This window comes from Rothia dentocariosa ATCC 17931 (assembly GCF_000164695.2).
Lineage (GTDB): Bacteria > Actinomycetota > Actinomycetes > Actinomycetales > Micrococcaceae > Rothia > Rothia dentocariosa.
Genome location: NC_014643.1, coordinates 2,392,543 through 2,411,171, shown reverse-complemented (window position 1 = coordinate 2,411,171; position 18,629 = coordinate 2,392,543). Strand labels below are relative to the sequence as shown.

Annotated in this window: 16 protein-coding genes; 14 read left to right on the top strand and 2 right to left on the bottom strand. The window is 55.0% G+C overall.

Translation table 11 applies throughout. The features are described from left to right. The first annotated feature begins 186 nt into the window (after positions 1-186). From murA to HMPREF0733_RS10260, 4 genes are all read left to right on the top strand, one after another. A complete protein-coding gene (gene murA / locus HMPREF0733_RS10275) occupies positions 187-1,620 on the top strand; it encodes a UDP-N-acetylglucosamine 1-carboxyvinyltransferase (RefSeq protein WP_004004898.1) in 1,434 nt (477 codons plus the stop codon). A gap of 1 nt (position 1,621) precedes the next feature. Next, entirely contained in the window at positions 1,622-2,476 is an 855-nt protein-coding gene (locus HMPREF0733_RS10270) for a lysophospholipid acyltransferase family protein (RefSeq protein ID WP_013399251.1), read from the top strand. Positions 2,477-2,487: 11 nt separating this feature from the next. Beyond that, positions 2,488-3,600: an NAD(P)H-dependent glycerol-3-phosphate dehydrogenase gene (locus HMPREF0733_RS10265; protein WP_013399250.1), complete on the top strand. Its 1,113-nt coding sequence runs from the start codon at positions 2,488-2,490 to the stop codon at positions 3,598-3,600. A gap of 107 nt (positions 3,601-3,707) precedes the next feature. Beyond that, positions 3,708-4,832, top strand: a complete 1,125-nt coding sequence (locus HMPREF0733_RS10260; protein ID WP_013399249.1) for a D-alanine--D-alanine ligase family protein — start codon at positions 3,708-3,710, stop codon at positions 4,830-4,832. Positions 4,833-4,942: 110 nt separating this feature from the next. Here the strand turns inward: HMPREF0733_RS10260 and HMPREF0733_RS10255 are convergent, their stop codons facing one another. After that, positions 4,943-5,524 (bottom strand): DUF3515 domain-containing protein, encoded by a 582-nt coding sequence (locus HMPREF0733_RS10255; protein ID WP_013399248.1) that lies wholly within the window; start codon positions 5,522-5,524, stop codon positions 4,943-4,945. A gap of 350 nt (positions 5,525-5,874) precedes the next feature. On the opposite strand from HMPREF0733_RS10255, the gene HMPREF0733_RS10250 reads away from it, so the two are divergent. The 10 genes from HMPREF0733_RS10250 (at position 5,875) to mutM (ending at position 17,429) form a co-directional block, all read left to right on the top strand. After that, positions 5,875-7,578 carry a hypothetical protein gene (locus HMPREF0733_RS10250; RefSeq protein WP_013399247.1) on the top strand — a complete coding sequence of 568 codons (1,704 nt, stop codon included), beginning with the start codon at positions 5,875-5,877 and terminating at the stop codon, positions 7,576-7,578. Positions 7,579-7,659: 81 nt separating this feature from the next. Further along, positions 7,660-8,745, top strand: coding sequence for a thiamine-phosphate kinase (locus HMPREF0733_RS10245; RefSeq protein WP_115333562.1), 1,086 nt, complete (start codon positions 7,660-7,662; stop codon positions 8,743-8,745). 55 nt (positions 8,746-8,800) lie between these two features. Then, a complete protein-coding gene (locus HMPREF0733_RS10240; protein WP_013399245.1) occupies positions 8,801-10,015 on the top strand; it encodes a DAK2 domain-containing protein in 1,215 nt (404 codons plus the stop codon). Between the two features lie 191 nt (positions 10,016-10,206). Then, positions 10,207-13,503, top strand: a complete 3,297-nt coding sequence (locus HMPREF0733_RS10235) for an ATP-dependent DNA helicase RecG (RefSeq protein ID WP_169310263.1) — start codon at positions 10,207-10,209, stop codon at positions 13,501-13,503. A 74-nt stretch (positions 13,504-13,577) separates the two neighbouring features. After that, positions 13,578-14,189, top strand: coding sequence for a 16S rRNA (guanine(966)-N(2))-methyltransferase RsmD (gene rsmD / locus HMPREF0733_RS10230; RefSeq protein ID WP_013399243.1), 612 nt, complete (start codon positions 13,578-13,580; stop codon positions 14,187-14,189). After that, a complete protein-coding gene (gene coaD, locus HMPREF0733_RS10225) occupies positions 14,183-14,692 on the top strand; it encodes a pantetheine-phosphate adenylyltransferase (RefSeq protein ID WP_013399242.1) in 510 nt (169 codons plus the stop codon). The genes rsmD and coaD overlap by 7 nt, the downstream gene beginning before the upstream one ends. A gap of 218 nt (positions 14,693-14,910) precedes the next feature. Continuing rightward, on the top strand, positions 14,911-15,414 hold the full coding sequence (locus HMPREF0733_RS10220; protein ID WP_238382257.1) for a YceD family protein: 504 nt from the start codon (positions 14,911-14,913) through the stop codon (positions 15,412-15,414). A 30-nt stretch (positions 15,415-15,444) separates the two neighbouring features. Continuing rightward, entirely contained in the window at positions 15,445-15,648 is a 204-nt protein-coding gene (rpmF, locus tag HMPREF0733_RS10215; RefSeq protein WP_004004885.1) for a 50S ribosomal protein L32, read from the top strand. A gap of 17 nt (positions 15,649-15,665) precedes the next feature. After that, the gene (gene rnc / locus HMPREF0733_RS10210) at positions 15,666-16,352 is read left to right on the top strand and encodes a ribonuclease III (RefSeq protein WP_004004884.1); all 687 of its coding nucleotides are present in this window, start codon (positions 15,666-15,668) and stop codon (positions 16,350-16,352) included. A 78-nt stretch (positions 16,353-16,430) separates the two neighbouring features. Continuing rightward, entirely contained in the window at positions 16,431-17,429 is a 999-nt protein-coding gene (gene mutM / locus HMPREF0733_RS10205) for a bifunctional DNA-formamidopyrimidine glycosylase/DNA-(apurinic or apyrimidinic site) lyase (RefSeq protein ID WP_013399240.1), read from the top strand. Between the two features lie 8 nt (positions 17,430-17,437). Here the strand turns inward: mutM and HMPREF0733_RS10200 are convergent, their stop codons facing one another. Continuing rightward, entirely contained in the window at positions 17,438-18,586 is a 1,149-nt protein-coding gene (locus HMPREF0733_RS10200) for an NAD-dependent epimerase/dehydratase family protein (protein WP_013399239.1), read from the bottom strand. Positions 18,587-18,629: the final 43 nt, after the last annotated feature.

Here is an 18,629-nt window from a genome sequence, read left to right as displayed (position 1 = left end):
TCTCGATAAACATCGCGAAGCACAGGTTCTACACAGCTCTTCCGTTTGTAGCAGCCCGTTCGAGAACGTAAAATGATAGCTTGAAAGTCTGTGCAGACCTATTAATAATTCGTTAATGGCGCCGGACCTCAGCACTAACAGCAGTTCTTGTCGGCCCCACCGAGCCGACCGTTCGAAGGATTAGTTATGTCCCTTAACATCAGCGAACTTCGCATTGAGGGTGGTACCCCTCTTAAAGGCGAAGTCCACGTTCGAGGCGCCAAAAACCTCGTACCTAAAGCGATGGTAGCAGCGTTGCACGGATCCACCCGTTCAACCTTGCGTAACGTACCAGACCTAAGCGATGTTGAGATTGTAACTACCCTTGTTGAACTTCACGGTGCGAAAGTTAACTATGATCCTGAAGCCGGTATTCTCACATTAGATCCCGCCCAAGACGCGAAGACTGCGGCCGATAACGCTGAAGAGATTCAACTCTTCGGCGGTAACTCACGTATTCCGATCCTGATGGTAGGTCCGCTTCTGCACACGCTCGGTACCGCGCGTATCCCTAATCTAGGTGGATGCAAAATTGGTGATCGTCCTATCGATTACCATATGGATGCGCTCCGTAAATTTGGTGCCGTCGTCGAGAAAGACGATGAAAGCGGCACTACTCTGAACGCTCCCGATGAAGGCCTGCACGGTGCTGAAATCGAACTCAATTACCCCTCCGTAGGGGCTACCGAACAGGTTCTTCTGACTGGTGTGCGCGCCCGCGGCACCACGGTTTTGAAGAACGCCGCTATTGAGCCCGAGATTATTGATCTTATTGCGGTTTTGCAGAAGATGGGTGCAATCATCTTCATTAACGAAAACCGCACCATTATTATTGAGGGGGTTGACGCCCTAACCGGGTACGACCACACCGCCTTGGCAGACCGCAATGAGTCCGCTTCCTGGGCATCCGCCGCGTTGGCAACCGGCGGAGATATTTTTGTGCGCGGCGCTTCACAGAAGGATATGACTGCTTTCCTCAACCAGTTCCGGAAGATGGGCGGTGAATTCGAGGTTACCCCGGAAGGAATCCGCTTTACTCACCCCGGCGTGATTACCCCCGGCGCAGAGCTGAACCCTATCGTGTTTGAGACCAACGTGCACCCCGGTTTTATGACCGACTGGCAGCAGCCGCTTGTCGTTGCGCTCACGCAGGCAAAAGGAACTTCTATTGTGCACGAGACCGTGTACGAAGAGCGTTTTGGGTTTACTAATGCCCTCAAACAGATGGGCGCCGATATTGTGGTTATGCGCGATTGCATCGGCAGCGAGTTTTGTCGTTTCCACGGTAAGAGCTTCGGGCACTCCGCTATTATTAGCGGCTCTACCCCGCTTAAGGCCGCTGACATTGAGGTTCCCGATCTGCGCGGTGGATTCTCGCATATTATCGCCGCTCTAACAGCAGAAGGTACATCCCACGTTACGGGTGTTGAAATTATCGCGCGCGGTTACGAGAACTTTGAAAAGAAACTCGAAGCTCTGGGCGCAAAGTTTGAGGTACTTGCCCGCAAACAGAGCAAGACTCCTAAGCCCGATGCAGAAATTGAGATTGTTGTGCCAGAAGAGGTTGAGGTACAGGGCTAGTATGAGCGGTCAACAGGGGAAAAAAGCACTACCCACACTTGAGCCTACCCCTCAAGGAGATAAGCTCTTTAAGGTTCTTGGTAACGCTGCGCGCGTGGTGTATAAAGGCATAGCCCGCATCGAAATTATCGGGAGCGAGAACTTCCCGACCGACCGAGGCTATATCGTGGTTGCTAACCATTCCACCGAGATAGACCCTGTAACCGTTGCACTCCCTATCTTCAATAACGGAGTCTTCCCGCGGTTTTTAGCGAAGGACTCTTTGTTCCGAGCGCCCGTTCTGGGATATATTATGCGTAAAATGGCGCATATTCCCGTGATACGCGGCTCTGTAGACGCTCGCAAGGCGCTTATTACTGCCCGTAAAGTTGTAGAGGCTGGCGGCGCTGTAGTGATTTACCCTGAGGGAACAACTACCGGTGATCCTGAGGGTTGGCCCATGCAGGCCCGTACGGGTGCTGCCCGTCTTGCCCTCGCAACTGGTGCTCCCGTAGTACCGGTGGCGCACTGGGGCGATGAGCAGATTCTTGGGTATGACTACGAAACCGTGGATGGTGGCCGCGTCAAAGAGCATCGTAAGGTTTCCCTATTTCCCCGTAAAACGGTCAAAGTGAAGGTGGGTAAGCCTCTCGATATCGCCTCTTTAATCGATGATCCTTCGCCGGAGGCAAAGCATACGCGTACTGAGCTTGGGGTCGTGACCGACGCTATGCTTGACGCCGTGACCGAACTGCTGGAAGACATACGTGGCGAAAAGGCGCCAATCGGTCGTTGGAATCCCCGAACCAAACGTCGTGAAGCTCCCGGTGAAATGACGGGGATAGCTGGTAACCTGGGCGAACCGGATCCTAAATAGGAGGCGAGGTTATGGCTCTTTTCACGAATTCCGCTGACAACAGCGAACCGGCTCCACGTAAGGTAGTAAAAATTGCGATCTTGGGTGCGGGAAGCTGGGGGACCGCATTCGCCAAAATTGTGGCTGATTCGGCGCGAGAAAATAAAACGGGCGTTCAGGTAGTCCTTATTGGCCGCAGCGAACAAGCTATGGCAGAGTGCTCTCAGACTAGGGAAAATAATAAATATTTTCCGGGGATGAAGCTACCCGAGAACCTGGAATTCACGGCGGATGCTCCTACCGGGCTCACTGATGCCGATTTGGTGGTACTGGCTTTACCCTCACAGGTGCTACGTTCGCAGCTTCAACTTTATGCCCGCTATATTGAGCCGCATGCCCTGCTGGTTTCACTTGCAAAGGGATTAGAAACCGGCACCGGTTTGCGCATGTCCCAGGTGATTACCGAGGAACTTGAGGAAGCCTTGGCGATGCGCGGCGCAGACATCCGCACTATCGGGCACATACCGCATCGGGTATGCGTGCTTTCAGGGCCGAATCTTGCTACTGAGATTATGGGGGAGGAGCCCACCGCTTCTGTAGTCGCAGCACGCACACTGCCCATCGCAGAAATTGTCGCGCAGGCTTGTGCCTGCAGCTATTTCCGCCCCTACACGAATACCGATGTGGTGGGTACGGAAATCGGTGGTTTGGTGAAGAACGTGATCGCCTTGTGCGTCGGCATCTGTGAAGGCCGCAATTACGGTGATAACTCCAAAGCCTCAATCATGACGCGCGGACTTGCCGAAATTACTCGTCTTGCGGTCGCACTGGGTGGTGAAGCAGCAACAATGAGCGGACTTGCGGGGATGGGAGATTTGATTGCTACCTGTTCATCGCCGCTTTCACGAAATCATACTGCCGGGCGTCTACTTGCCGAAGGGGTAAGCCCGGATAAACTCAGTGAACATATGAGCCAGACAGCGGAATCCATCAAATCAGCCCCCGTCGTAGCGCAATTAGCACGCCGTCACGGAGTCGAAATGCCTATCGTGGAAGCGGTCGTTGCTGTCCTGACTGGACACATCGAGATCGGACAGCTGGCACCGCTGCTACTGGGACGACGCCTGAAACACGAAGGCCATTAACATCAAGATCTTCCGCAAGAAAATTTTTGCGGCAGATAAAACAACTAATACAGCACGTGTGCGCAGACATGGGCGCTTGAGGGGCGCCCTCTTACGAAGGAGATGCAATGACCGAAAACGCACAGAAGAAAACTGTTGCTCTACTGTGTGGCGGACGTTCTTCGGAACACCCTATTTCTCTGATTACTGCCGTAGGCGTGCTAGGCGCCATTGACAGCAGCGTCTACGACGTGGTGACTATTGGCATTACAAAAGACGGTCGTTGGTATTTGACGAATCTGGAAGAGCTGAGCGCACTTCTCGACGCTGCCCCTGCACATGCAGAGTTTACGGGTGGTTCGCACCAGGTTTTCCTGCCTCTTGGAGCCGGGGATTCGCGAGTGCACCTAGTAGATGCTGACGGAAATCTTGAGTATGGTCCTGCCCTTGACGTGGTATTCCCCCTCATACACGGTCCTTTCGGCGAAGACGGAACAATTCAGGGTCTTCTGGAACTTGCTGAGTTGCCCTATGTAGGATGCGGCGTGACGGCATCAGCCGTAGGTATGGATAAGCACTTTATGAAGGTTGCATTTGAGTCGGCTGGGCTGGAGGTTGGGTCTTATGAGGTGGTGACCGATCGCCAATGGACTCATGAGCGCGAGGAATCGCTTAAACGTATAACCGCCCTTGGTTACCCCATGTTCGTTAAACCCACGCGTGCGGGTTCTTCTTTTGGCATTACCAAAGTGGATAAATTTGAGGAACTTGTTCCGGCTATCGAAGAAGCACGCCGCCATGACGCAAAGATTATTGTGGAAGCTGGCATTGTGGGGCGTGAAATCGAGTGTGGCGTCTTAGACGGTCACCACGGTAATATGCCGCGTGCATCATACCCTGGCGAAATCGAGGTTGTTGATGAGGACCACGGTTTCTATGATTTTGATGCTAAATATATCTCAAAGTCTTCGGCAGTTACCCGGTGCCCCGCCGATTTACCGAAGGATATGCAGGAGCGTTTGCGTGCTCTGGCGGTTAAGGCGTTTTTGGCCCTTGACGGCGAAGGACTATCCCGCGCAGATTTCTTCTACACCCCGGATGGTCGTTTGGTGATCAACGAGGTGAACACTATGCCAGGATTTACCCCGATTTCAATGTACAAAACCATGTGGGAAAACACCGGAATTTCCTATACCGAACTGATTGATGAACTGCTGACTCTTGCACTGGAGCGTCCTTTAGGGCTGCGCTAATAGAAGGAAATTCCAGTGTTAGAGCCCTCAAGACCTTAGGTCTTGAGGGCTCTAAAATTTGCGTTTGCGTGAAGTGAACTGAAGGTAAGGATCCAGAGGTATTGAATCCTCTATTTTCCGGTTTTGACACCGTTGAGAGTATCGTTGATGTTCGTGCATTTCTTCTGAGACGGAATTTGTTTGACCGCCGAGTTGAGCTCAGTAAGAAGAGTTGATGATGAAACCTTATCTGCGTCGAAGGTTACTTCAATGGCGGGCGTTCGTCCGTACGTGGTTGCCGTCCACGTTCCCGTCGCACGGTTTTCAGGGCCTGCAGCGGCGGAGGAAGACGCTGAGACTGGCGGTGCTGAGTTCTCTGGCGCATCCTTGGGACGCAGCACCCAATCAATCCCATTGACCTCAGCGCATGGATCCGATACGGGTTCCTGAACGGTAACACCGCATTTGAGAATCACGGAAGCTGGTTCGCCCCAAGCGGTCGTTCCTTGCGCCGTAGTTTCACGCTGCTGTAGGCCAACGAGTTTTTCTGGCATAGCAACCATCGCATAAGCGCATACAGGGTTGGCGGCATCTGGAGCCGGATCAAGATTGACATTGCCCGCTCCACATGCGCTGAGCGACAGCACCCCGGTGAGCGCAAGACCCAAGCCTGCTCGCTTCGCTGGGGACATGACGAAAAAGCTAAAAGACATAAAAGTCACTCTCTCATTCTAACGTACGGTATATTCACCGGCGTGTCGCAGAAACATAGCGCGGCAGATCAGAAGAAAGCAAAAATTTGAATACCAATTTAAAGCTCAAAGTCACGACAATTTGCCCATAGTCCAGGTACCATGAAAGTAACAGTTAATAGTTGATCGTGAAAAGATTCTTAAAATTCGATAAACTTTTGAGAGAAGCACATCCTTGTTATTTAGGGTGTAGACTCACCCAAGCACGCATATTGTTCGGTAGCTATTCGGTATAAGGACACTTTTTGGGAAACAGACAATGCAAAGTAGCGTCGGCTAGCCTAGCGACTGCATTGATTGCATTCGGTAGTGTGCCGATCGCCGCAACGCTGACACAGGAGGCACGTGGCGCTTCCGGGAAGGTCGCAAACCATCCTGCGACCTCTGAGTCTGCCGCGCCCGGTCAAGCTACCACGCAGCCTGCCGTACCAGCTACCTTTGCAGCTTTAGGTCAGAAAAATGCCGTGACTCCTATGCCCATGCCGTCTGCAACCGCTACCTTGACTATGTACGGCATGGCCTCGGGCAACGTGACCTATGCTGCTCAACCCGCCGTTGCCCTGCAATCGGAATCTCCCATTGCAGGTGCCGAGTTTGCCGCTGCACCTCCGCTTGACTATGACCAGCAGGACGACGAGATTCCTGAGGCTACCGAGACCCCTGCGCAACGAGCTACCCCGGCTCAGAAAACTGATGAAGATGAAGCGGAAGTTCAGCCTGTTACCCCCGAATATGAGAGTCCACAGGCGCAGCCTTATGATGCCGAAGTTCCTACTGAGGATTCTGAAACAGAAGCTGTAACTCCAACTCCTGCTGCTCCCGTTCAGAACCTTCCTGCTGAGGACGCTGAGGAAGCTTCCCCGGATCTCGGAGAAGAACCAGCGGCTACTCCTGTGACGCCTACTCCGGCTCCTACAGATCAGACTCCGGTGAATCCCGCACCAGTAACCCCTACGCCCACACCGGTTAATCCGACCCCGGTGAACCCGGAGCCTGTGCCTGCCAACCCTACTCCTGTAACGCCTACTCCGGCTCCTACAGATCAGACTCCGGTGAATCCCACACCGGTAACCCCTACTCCGGTCAACCCCACACCGGTCCCGGTGAACCCTACGCCTACACAGGCCAACCCAACACCAGTTAACCCTGCGCCTGATCCGGTACCGACCATTGTGCCTAGTCCGGATCTGACTCCGGTTAACCCTGCTCCGGTGAATCCCACACCGGTCCCGGTGAACCCTACGCCTACACAGGCCAACCCAACACCGGTGTATCCTACCCCCACTCCCGTAACACCGGCTCCGGCTAAGCCAACACCCGTGACTCCCACACCGGTTCCGGTCTCTCCGACCCCGTCGCCCGTAACACCTACTCCTGCAGACCCCGCACCCGCACCGTCTCAGGATCCTGGGTGGACCCCTGCGCCTTCGGAGCAGCCTACTAGCCAGCCTGTTCCGTTCCCGAGCCCAAGTGCTTCCGAATCGGCAGCTCCAACTCCTAGCCCGAGCCCTTCGGGGCATGGAAACCCGGGGTCTGACGATTCGCCAGCTCCAGATGCCAGCCCTTCGGCAACGCCGTCGAGCAATGTCTCTCCAGCACCCGCGCCGTCTACATCCGCTGAACCCTTCCCCAATAGCATCGCGACGTTGGGGCGTTTTGCAACAAATTCAGGGTTCCCCAATGCGTTCCCCGGCGCCGCGGACTGGGTACAGGGATATTTGTCTCGTGGAGAGAACGCCCGGAATGGCTCGCCAACTTTGAGAATGGCGAACCCACAGGAGTCTAGAAACGGTTCTTATTCTGTTCCATCTGCTGTGAACCCGGTTGCTCGTCCGCCCGCAACGTCCGCTGGTTCGCAAGCTCAACGGAACGGCGATAGCCCTAAGAGTGTTCAGGAACGTTCAACGGATTCTCGTGGCCCTGGACTCTCAGGTTTCGTGCCGTTGGCGTTCTTCTCCCTGCTAATTCTTGCGATTACCATTGTGGCGATTCGGTACTTTATCCGTGCCAGGTAACAGGGTATGGGCGATTATTGGGGAATGAACCCTCGGACCAAAAAGCATAAAGCACGGGAAAGTTCACTCCGGAAGAGCACATTGGCTCAGCTGGGGGAGTCTCGTGTTTTGCAATTGTTTATGCCCATGCTGGATGAGCATAACCGCTCCGTAATCCAGGTTGTCTCCGCACATGGGCAGGAACCGGTGCTTGAAGTAGGTCCCGGTGACGACTGCGCAGTGCTCACGGGCGATAATCGACGCACGGTTATCACCACAGATACTCTGGTACATGGGCAAGATTTTCTCGATATCTGGCCTGCCGGTCCGTGTAGCGGTGGTTACGAGGTAGGGTGGAAAGCCACCACCCAGAACCTTGCCGATATTGCGGCTATGGGTGCTGAACCCGTTAGCCTTTTTGTATCTCTAAGTCTGCCACCCGAAACCCCCTATGGTTGGGTTGAAGACTTTGCCTGCGGTATCCTCGACTCGCTGCATGCATGCGGCGCTACAGTCTGTACGGTAGGCGGCGGTGATCTAGGCAGCGCACGTGATGCCAGCGTTACCATAACGGCTGTTGGACGATGCGAAAACCCTGTGTTGAGGTCTGGGGCGCAACCGGGAGATACCGTAGCTTTGGCGGGCTGTACCGGGTGGGCTGATGCCGGGCTGCGGCTACTGACAACCACAGGCTCTCTCGACTCGATAGAGCAGCTGCCTTCCACGCAGAAAGAACGTATCGAACGCGCTGTTACCCATCAGCTAAGGCCCGTATCGCCCATACCCACAGGGCGACGCGCTGCAGCATACGGTGCCAACGCGATGCTGGACCTTTCAGACGGACTCGTTAAAGACGCGCGTCGAATTGCCGAAGCATCCGGCGTCGATATCGTGTTCAATGATTCTGCGATTACCGAGCTGGCACGTGAGCTGGTACCAGTGGCAAGTCTTATTCTTGAGCATCAGCCCCATAACGATCATGGTGATTCTGCGGTCAGCCTGGCCCGTGAATGCGTTCTGGGCGGTGGCGAGGACCACGGGCTTTTAGCATGTTTTCCGGCGGGTGCCACGATTCCTGAGGGATTTGTCGCTTTAGGCTCTTGCAGTGCTCAAGAACGAAGTGCATCACGAATTCTGTGCGATGGATATGAGCTCCAAAACTATGGTTGGGAACATTACCGAGCATAACCGTCGTATGCTAGAAAGAGCACGGTTACCCAACCCCGGATGGGAAGGATACGTTATGACGAGCGAGCACTTTGCCGCACAAACCCCGCTTAACTTCGGGGTCACGTGGATTGGCGAGGCGCTCTCAACGGTGCGGGCATATTGCAACACACTTAACTCTCTAAACGCTTTCCCTGTTCCCGATCAGGACACGGGGTCGAATTTGGTGTATACCTTAGACGCCCTCAATAAGGCCTTTAGTGAAGGGCTTGATACCCTTCTGCACGATCTTCACGCTCTCACGACGGATATACAGAGCGTTAACCAACGTCTGGGTGAAATCTATGAGAATGCTCTCGTGCAAGCCAGTCGGATGGCTCGCGGCAATTCTGGGACACTCCTGTGCGCCTGGGCGTTGGAGGCAGTGCGTACCTACTGGAATTTTTCCGGCCGTCTAGCAGAAGAGCTGGGCGAAGAGGTACATAATCTGCCACTTCTTCAGGATCTTGAGGCGATGTACCGTGAAACACCTGTTACGGAAACCGGTACACGCGAGAGCGCGTACCGTGAGAGCTATGCGTTAGCGCTTGCCGCCGAACGAGTACGCCGTATTATTGCGGATGAAAGCCTAGAGCAGGGCACTATGGTAGCGATTATGGTTGCGCTCGCAGATTACCGTTTTCACTATCGTGCAGGATCGGAGCTTACCGATGTGACGGCACGTGCAGAGTTTCGTCGCGCCACGATGCGCCGAGCGCTTGAGGGCACAGCGCAGAATCCGCCGCTGCCAGAACTCAAGGGATACGTAGATGCAGGTGCCCTGGGCTTTTATTTGGCAGCGGTACAATCAAATCCGCGCTGGATGAGCTCGCGTATGCCTGCGCAGGAGGTTTATGCCTTGGCGGAGCCTCCTACAGATGTTACAAAGCCGAACAGTACTTCTGCTCGGAAAGCGCGAAAGACCGAAGGAACGCAGGACCAGGCAGAGCATCATACTGATGCGACCGGTACTCGGGAAAACCCAGGGACAACCTGGGAAATCATGGGGACGCTAACTATAGACCCCCTTACTCTCGTGCAGCTTCGAGCAGAATTAGAAGAGCTTGGCGACTCGCTGTTGCTCACCCCGCTCGATTTCAAGAACAATATGTGGACCTTACACGTACACGTGCCGTCTTTGGAAGAAGCCCGCAAAGTTATCGCTCATTACGGTGTATTAGCGGACGAACGAGTGAGCTCGTTGACTGTTCACGAGGACGAGAGCGCCGCCCCATCGTGTTCTCAAGATTGATGTCTAGAGCCTGTGTTCACGGGGAGGGCGGGCGATCAGGACATGCGTTGCATGGTGACATGAGCTGACGGGGTTCGTAGCGTGCCCCAAATGTGCAACGGTAGTATTAAACTTACGCTACGTCTTATATGACCGTTCGAGCCGAAGGTATTCGGGTTGACGGAGTGCCGCGAGCAGAAAGGAGGGAAAACGTGTCACCTCAAAACTCGAAAGAAGCGCATGATGAGGGCTCGACTCCCAGCCTTTTTGCTGATGAATTTTTAGAAAGCGGTCTTGGACAGGCCAAAAAAGCTGCCAAACAGCAAACAACCGATACCGAGCATTCTGCCCCTAAACCATCTGCCATTCTCTCTGAGGACGAACTTGTAGCCCATGAATATGTAACGGTTCGCGACCTTGCCGAGTATGCACGCGGCACTAAAACGTTAGCGGAGCTCTCCACCCTTGCGCATCAGCGTGAAAGTCCGGAGTATCAGCGTATTGTGGATGCTCTGAGTGCTTCTTTGGGTGCGGCAGCTCAAAGCATGGACACAGCGGAATTGTACGACCTTGCCGATATTGCGTATACGGCGCGTACCGAAGCACCGTCCCAGCGTGGAACGTCTATCCGAGGAAAAACCAAGAAAAGCACACAAACCAAGCCGCAAAAACCGGCAGCAAAGAAAGCGAAACCCCCACGAACCAATCCAAAAAATTCTACGCATAAGCAATTAAGCACGGATATCTCTCCGGAGAAAAACAATAATCTTGCTTCTCTTGTAGAAGAGCCGCATCATGAAAAGGCCGAACCGAAGAACGCCGTAAAGACACCGGGAAAGAAACCTTCGCGCAAGAAAGCCGCTGACCCAAATACCCCTAAGAAAACAGATAAGTTAGCCGCGGGAGCGCGGAATACAAAGTCTAGTTCGGACTCTTCTCAAGAGCAAGAAAAGCAACAGCAACGTGCCGCACGGTCGCGGGCTTTAGCACACTATAACGATGAGAAACGCCTGGAAAACGCACCCTTAACACGCTACCTGTCAGTGGCAACGGCACGCGCCCTCAAAACTCACCTGAGCATAAGCACGGTGGGGGAGCTGCTGGAATATTTTCCACGGAAGTATTTGCCTCGCGGAGAACTTAGCCGGTTTGCCGACCTTGTTGAGGGACAGGACGTGACAATTATCGCCAGGGTCACGAACGTTTCGACCCGAACTATGGCGGCACGCAGAGGAAAAATCACCGAAGTCACGATTACCGATACCCTTGCAGAATCCGACCAGAATTCGGTCGATAGTTCTTCATCAGGTACCTTCGCCGTACGCGAGGGCAGGGCCAATACACCGCAACGAATGCCTGCGGGTAAAACCAACCCGCGTGTGAGCGGATTAGCCGCGCCTTCCGCCGGTTACTCGGGCTATGCGGATTCCTACGGACAACAGAGCGGCGGGAATAATCTCTTCGGCGTGCCGCAACATATATTCGGCGGTTCGGATATATCAGGAACCGGGCGGGTGGGCTCCACCATGAAGCTTTCCTTCTTCAACGCATGGACCGCGGCACGCGAGATCCACGCTGGTGAAACCATGATGTTCTCCGGGAAGGTAGGGATTTATCGCGGGGAGTATACACTGACAAACCCGCATTACGCCCTGCTTTCGGACGACGGAAATGCGAACACCCCCGAACGGGCCGAAGCGCCCATTCCCGTTTATCGTGCTCCGGTAAAACTGCCAACGGATCGCATCGCGACCGCTATTGCTCAGCTCATCGAATCTGTGCCCCTAAAAGAGCTTGAAGACCCAATACCGTATAAAATACGCCGCGCCCGAAAAGTCCCTTCGCTGGAGTGGACCTATCGCGCCCTGCACACTCCCGATAGTGAGGACACCTGGCGTGCCGCTCAAGCTCAGATGCGCTACCGGGAAGCCTTTGTTCTGCAGAGCGCCTTGGCCCGGTTACACGCCGCACGTGCCGCCCACGCCACCGTGGCCCGGCCCGCCCTGCCGGATGGGGCAGCAGATGCTCTGCTGAACGTGCTTCCCTATGAGCTCACCGAGGGGCAGCAACGAGTGGGCAAGGAAATTTCCCGTGATCTAGCCTCACCGTCACCCATGAATCGGCTTCTGCAAGGCGATGTCGGCTCGGGCAAAACGGTGGTAGCCCTTCGCGCTATGCTTCAAGTAGCCGACTCTGGTGGGCAATCCGCGATGCTCGCACCCACCGAAGTGCTCGCCGAACAGCATTTCCGTTCGATCCTCGATATTCTCGGGGATTTAGCGGATACCGAGGGAATACCGGGATATGAGACTACGCTTTTTCGCCCCCAAAACCAAAAAGAAAGCAAAAAACCCGCGCATCGCGTGCGGGTTAGGCTACTCAGCGCCTCAATGCCTAGTGCACACAAGCGTGCCGTACTCGCCGAGATCGCCGACGGCACCGCCGACGTGGTGATCGGAACCCACGCCCTGCTTTCGGACACGGTCACCTTCCGCGACCTTGGCATGGTTGTGGTCGATGAACAGCACCGTTTCGGTGTGGAACAGCGTGACTCTCTGCGTGGGAACAACGGCGAGCTGCCCCATCGTCTGGTGATGACGGCAACCCCCATTCCGCGTACCGTCGCCATGACCGTGTTTGGCGACCTTGATGTTTCCGTACTCGATCAGCTACCCGCCGGACGGCAACAGACCGCAACCCATGTGGTACCGCTTGCCGAAAAACCGACCTGGGCAGATCGCCTGTGGACACGCGCTCGTGAAGAGATCGATGCAGGGCACCAGGTCTACGTGGTAGTTCCCAAAATTGGCGATGACGATGAAGAACTTGAAGAAGGCCAGCAGCTCTTCGGCGATGCCGGGCGTGAAGGTTCTCAGAGTTCTGACGGCAAAACACGCCTGACCTCCGTGACTGCGATGACCGCCTATCTAAAACAGAATCCGGCGCTGACTGGAACCCGGATTGCAAGCCTGCATGGGCGCATGGACCCCGAGGAAAAAACTGCTGTAATGACCGCGTTTGAACGCGGAGAAATAGATATTCTGGTGAGCACCACTGTTATTGAAGTGGGTGTGAACGTACCGAATGCAACCCTCATGATGATTATGGACGCCGATCGCTTCGGTATTTCCGGGTTGCACCAGCTTCGCGGCCGCGTGGGGCGTGGCGGTTTTGCCGGAACCTGCCTGCTTGTTACCCGGCAACAGGCCGGGGGAGTATCCCGCGAGCGTCTAGACGCGGTAGCGGCCACCACCGACGGGTTTAAACTTTCGCAGATAGACCTGCAGCAGCGCCGTGAGGGTGATATCCTAGGTGCCGCGCAGTCCGGGAAGAAGAGTACCCTTAAGTTCCTGCGGGCACTCGCTGACGCAACCATTATTGAGCGTGCTCGCGAGGATGCGCGGGCGCTGATCGCGGCGGATCCCACGCTGGCGAAGCATCCGAACTTGGCACGTACGATTGACCGGGCTCTTGATGCCGACCGTGAGGCATTTTTGGGGCGTGGCTAACACACGGGTTTGGCGGTTTTGTCACCTTGGGCCTCCGCCACTAGAAACTATCGACGAACAGACGTGAGGAACGTATGAGCCGTATTATTGCCGGAACTGCTGGTGGTCTACGCCTTGCCTCGGTGCCGGGGGAGAACACTCGTCCCACAACCGACCGAGTGAAGGAATCACTTTTCTCGAAGCTGGAGAGCTATGGTGTTGTGCAGGGAGCTCGTGTTCTTGATGCTTACGCTGGGTCGGGCGCCCTCGGGTGTGAAGCGCTCTCGCGGGGCGCCGCATCCGTCGAGTTCGTGGAGAAGCATCCAAAGGCATGTGAGGTTACCCGCAGAAATGTTGCGGCAACGTCGAAAGCTGCAACCGGCGTTACCCGAGTGACTCAGGGGAGCGCGCAAAGCTATGTAGCGGTCCATAGCGGCCCCTGGGATCTTGTATTTCTTGACCCTCCATATGCATTTACGCAAGATCAGGTTCTCGATATTTTGCGTGTCATCGCCCCGAATCTAGCGGAGGGCGCCATCGTGGTAGTGGAGCGTTCTTCGCGCGACGCGGAACCCGCGTGGAACTCTCAGCTGCGCCGGTTTGCAATGAAGAAATATGGCGAGACAGTGCTGTACTATCTTGAACCAGATGAATCATATGCGGGTGCTGGTTCTGACCCCGCCGAAAGCGAGAGTGCTTCATGTTAGCTATCTGCCCCGGATCGTTTGACCCGATTCACCATGGACACCTGGAGATTATTGCTCGTGCCTCTGCGCTCTTTGATGATGTGATCGTGGGGGTAGCGCATAACTCCTCTAAAAAATACCTTTTTTCTCTGCAGGAGCGAGTGAACTTGGTGGAGCGTTCCCTTGCGGAGCGCGGTATTACCACCGTGAAGGTTGAGGTTATTCCACCGGGGGTGCTTTTGGCGCAGTGGGCTCAGGAACACGGGGCGCAGGTACTTGTTAAGGGCCTCCGCTCGGGCACGGATTACGAGTATGAGGCTCCGATGGCGAGTATGAACCGCCATTTGGCAAACTTGGAGACGGTGTTCTTGGCGGGGGAGGACCGTTTCGGCGGGGTGTCTTCGACGATTATCCGTGAGGTTGCATCCTTAGGCGGCGACGTTTCGGTTTATGTGCCGCGTGTGGTCTCGGATGCGCTCGTCGCTATGCACTCACAGGTCTCGACCGATAACACGATTGCGTAGTTTTATGCGCGATTCTCCCATGATTGAAGGCTTTTTTCCTGGGCTTGCGCGTATTTTATGTGAATTTTGATGCATCGAATGTCATAGTTTGCCGCCCGAACCTTGATTAACGGCGGTTGAGGGGATAGAATATCTCTTTGGTTTAAGCATTTTGTATAAGGAGATATGCCATTTCACCTCAAAACTCCTCTGATTTGGTGGTGTCAGTCAAAAATCTGATGCACCGTCCCGGATCTATGGAAACCCTCGACGAGGTTGTACAGGCACCCGCTGAGATGGGTAATGCCCTGATTGGTGTACAAGAAGGCACCGACATGGACCTGGACATTCGGCTGGAGTCGGTAGTAGATGGTATCCTGGTAAGCGGCACAACCGTAGTGGATGTACACGGCGAGTGTAGCCTATGTTTGGATCCGATTGATTACGAAATGTCGACCAACATACAAGAGCTTTTTGTTTTCGAGAAGGCCCCCTCTGGCGGCTCCGAAGACGAAGACGATGAGCAGTATGCCGTTGAAGGTGAATCTATTGACCTTGAGCCGGCTCTGCGGGATGCAGTAATCCTTCAACTGCCGTTCCAGCCCGTCTGCCGGGAAACCTGCCAGGGACTGTGCTCTGAATGCGGAGCGCGCCTGGAGGAAGACCCCGGGCATCATCACGAGGTGTTGGATCCGCGCTGGTCAGCCTTACAGGGCTTGCTGAGCGAGGATACCGAAAACTAAATTGTTGTTACGAGAGAATGAGAGATAGCTGTGGCTGTTCCCAAGCGCAAGATGTCCCGCGCTAACACCCGCGCGCGTCGTTCCCAGTGGAAGGCATCTGTGCCGCCGCTGGTTAAGACTGTTGAAAACGGTCGCGTGACTTACAGCCTGCCTCACCAGGCAAAGGTTGTAACCGACGCTGCAGGCAACGCCCTGTTCCTGGAATACAAGGGCCGTAAGGTCGCCGACGCTTAATCACGCGAGTATTCCTGATGACTAACATTCCTAGCGAAGCTGGGGAGTTGCTTGAACGTCTCGGTGTCGATATTGACGCCGAGACGTTTTTGCTGTCTCTCACGCACCGTTCCTACGCCTTTGAAAACCCCGGGGTAGAGCATAATGAACGCCTAGAGTTCCTGGGGGATTCTGTACTTTCTCTCGCCATTGCTGAGGAGGTGTACCGCCGCCACCCCGAACTTCCCGAAGGTGAGCTCGTGAAACTGCACCATGTGGTGGTTTCGGCTCCCGCTTTGGCAATAGCCGCCCGTAAACTAGAGCTGGGTAAGCATATCCGTCTAGGTAAGGGGGAAAGGCTTACGGGAGGTGCCGATAAAGATTCGATTCTTGCCGACACTATGGAAGCTATCTTTGGAGCCACGTACATCAGCTTGGGACGGGAAGCCGCCCGTGAGCTCGTCCTGCGGTTGATTGCGCCCATGCTAGAAGACGAGCAAATTCTCAATTCCGGACGCGACTGGAAAACCGATCTGCAGACGCTGGTAACCTCGCGGTCTTGGGGAGATGTAACCTACGAGATCGAAGCAGAAGGCCCCGACCATGCTCGCGTGTATACTGCCCGCGCTATCGTGGCAAAGCAGACCGCGGGTACCGGAAGCGGACCTAGCAAGAAGGAAGCAGAGCGTCTCGCAGCAGAAGCTGCGTATCGCATACTAGTCTAAAAATAAGTTTGCGCCGCCCGGTGGGAGAAACTAGCTCATGCGCCGAGTGGCGAGTTCATGACGCTGTGAAGGGGAGAGATGCCGGAGCTACCCGAGGTTGAGACTGTGCGTGAGGGTGTGCATCATCATGCTGTCGGTTGTGTAATCGAGCGGGTACGCATTCTCGATGAACGTTCTATTCGCCGCCATATCGGGGGTTCTGCGGATTTTACGACGTGTTTAGAAAGAACCCGTATTCGCGGGGCATATAGGCGCGGCAAGTATATGTGGCTGACACTCTCTGCACCCGAAGACGAACCTTTCCCGAAGCGTGGCGACAGCGATGACACGTTACTGCCGTATGCGCTTGTTATTCATCTGGGGATGAGCGGGCAGCTACTCGTGAAGACTCCAGAATTCCCCGCTGAGAAGCACCTCAAAATCGTACTTGAACTCGAACCCGCCGATGGTGAGAGTACCAATAAAGCCACTGAATTACGGTTTGTCGACCAGCGTATCTTTGGTGGAATGTTCCTTTCGAATCTAGTTCCCGACATTCCTGCGGGTACTTCGTCCGCTGGTGCGGAAGAAATATCGGAAGAGTTCTTGGTTCCTGAAGCTGTTGAGCATATTGGGCGTGACCCGGTAGATCCATCCTTTGATGTGGCAAAGATTCGCCGCATCATGCTACGCACTTCCAGCGGCATTAAACGCCTGCTTCTGGACCAGTCCGTGGTTTCTGGGATCGGGAATATTTATGCGGATGAGGCGCTCTGGCGTGCCAGAATACACTACGCAAAACCTGCAAAATCTCTCAGCGCCGCCCAAACCCGGGAGCTATTCGCCGCCGTACACCAGGTACTGACCGAAGCGCTCCATGCGGGCGGGACCAGTTTCGATGCGCTCTATGTGAACGTCAACGGACAATCCGGTTATTTTGACAGGTCCTTGAACGCTTACGGTCGCGCCGGAGAACCCTGTCGACGGTGCTTAGAGGCCGGGCGCACCAGCATTATTGTGCGTGAACCATTTATGAACCGTTCCTCATACCGGTGTCCGCACTGCCAACGCACCCCGCGCGGGCTAAAGATCAGCTAATGTTTTTCCTACACTGCTGAAGAGGAACGCGAATATTTATCCCCGTAAAAAAGACCCAGACGACGGTACCCCTCGTCGATCGTAACGGCGGGCTCCCACTGTAAAAGTTCGCGGGTGAGCCTCTGATCGAACCAGTGCGCCGTTGAAAGCTGCTCCGCCAAAAACTCGGTCATGGGAGGCTCATCCCCGGCTGTTACCGACTTCGGCAGACGACCCCACACCTTTTCGATTAAACGCCCCGCAAAAGCCGCCGCTGGCGCGGGAACCGAAAAACGCGGCGCGGGGACCCCAACCGCCGTGCAGAAACCACTCAGTAACTCAGCAATCGTGCGGGGCTGGCCATTTGTGACCACCAGCGCGCGCCCAGCTATCGACTCTAGACGCTCATAACCGCGTACCAGCGCATCCGCAGCATTATCGATATAGAGTGTATCGATCAGACCTGTGCCCCCGGAAAGTAGGGGCAGCCGCCCGGACCGAGCCCTATCTAGGACGCGCTCCACCAACTGAGTATCGCCCGGTCCCCAAATCAGGTGCGGGCGTAACGCCCCCACGCGCATGGTAGAGCCCGAGGCGAGTTTTGTACCGTTCGCGGCCAAAACAGTAAGCTCTGCCGTAGCCTTGGAACGAGCATAGTTTCCACGAGCATGCTCGGGGGACGCCGCCCCGTTCCCCTCGCCGATGAGAGCCGTTCCGGCATGAGCAACCGAAGGAGAAGATACATACAAAAACTTAGAAATCGAACGCTCTATAGCGGCATCCAGAAGAGCCTGCGTGCCCACAATATTGGTACGCTCGTAATCCTCCCAATCGCCCGAAACAGATACTTTCGCAGCGGCATGCACAATACCGTCCACTCCCACAAGAGCCTGCTCAATAACCTCAGCATTATTAAGAGAACCGCGAATCTGCTCGAAACGAGGGCGTATCGTATCTGGCAGCAGCGCTGCAATACCCGCATCACTGCGCTGGAATACGCGCACATCATACCCGGCACGCAATAGCGCGATGGCGGTTTCACGACCAAGCATGCCGCTTGCGCCGGTAATAAGCACACGTTCGCCGCTACGGGCAGCAAAATACGATTCATCGACGGGACGCAAAGACCGCGGCGCAGGGTCGGTATACCGAGCCGCTAAAGGAGCCGGGGTAGCCATAAAAGCCTCCAAAATTCAGGTTTCTCCTGATCTTCAAGAATCT

Coding starts and splice junctions, on each gene's coding strand:
- HMPREF0733_RS10270 (WP_013399251.1), top strand. CDS start 1,622: ATGAGCGGTCAACAGGGGAAAAAAGCACTACCCACACTTGAGCCTACC.
- HMPREF0733_RS10220 (WP_238382257.1), top strand. CDS start 14,911: ATGCACCGTCCCGGATCTATGGAAACCCTCGACGAGGTTGTACAGGCA.
- HMPREF0733_RS10240 (WP_013399245.1), top strand. CDS start 8,801: ATGACGAGCGAGCACTTTGCCGCACAAACCCCGCTTAACTTCGGGGTC.
- rsmD (WP_013399243.1), top strand. CDS start 13,578: ATGAGCCGTATTATTGCCGGAACTGCTGGTGGTCTACGCCTTGCCTCG.
- mutM (WP_013399240.1), top strand. CDS start 16,431: ATGCCGGAGCTACCCGAGGTTGAGACTGTGCGTGAGGGTGTGCATCAT.
- rnc (WP_004004884.1), top strand. CDS start 15,666: ATGACTAACATTCCTAGCGAAGCTGGGGAGTTGCTTGAACGTCTCGGT.
- HMPREF0733_RS10200 (WP_013399239.1), bottom strand. CDS start 18,586: ATGGCTACCCCGGCTCCTTTAGCGGCTCGGTATACCGACCCTGCGCCG.
- HMPREF0733_RS10260 (WP_013399249.1), top strand. CDS start 3,708: ATGACCGAAAACGCACAGAAGAAAACTGTTGCTCTACTGTGTGGCGGA.
- HMPREF0733_RS10255 (WP_013399248.1), bottom strand. CDS start 5,524: ATGTCTTTTAGCTTTTTCGTCATGTCCCCAGCGAAGCGAGCAGGCTTG.
- HMPREF0733_RS10265 (WP_013399250.1), top strand. CDS start 2,488: ATGGCTCTTTTCACGAATTCCGCTGACAACAGCGAACCGGCTCCACGT.
- murA (WP_004004898.1), top strand. CDS start 187: ATGTCCCTTAACATCAGCGAACTTCGCATTGAGGGTGGTACCCCTCTT.
- coaD (WP_013399242.1), top strand. CDS start 14,183: ATGTTAGCTATCTGCCCCGGATCGTTTGACCCGATTCACCATGGACAC.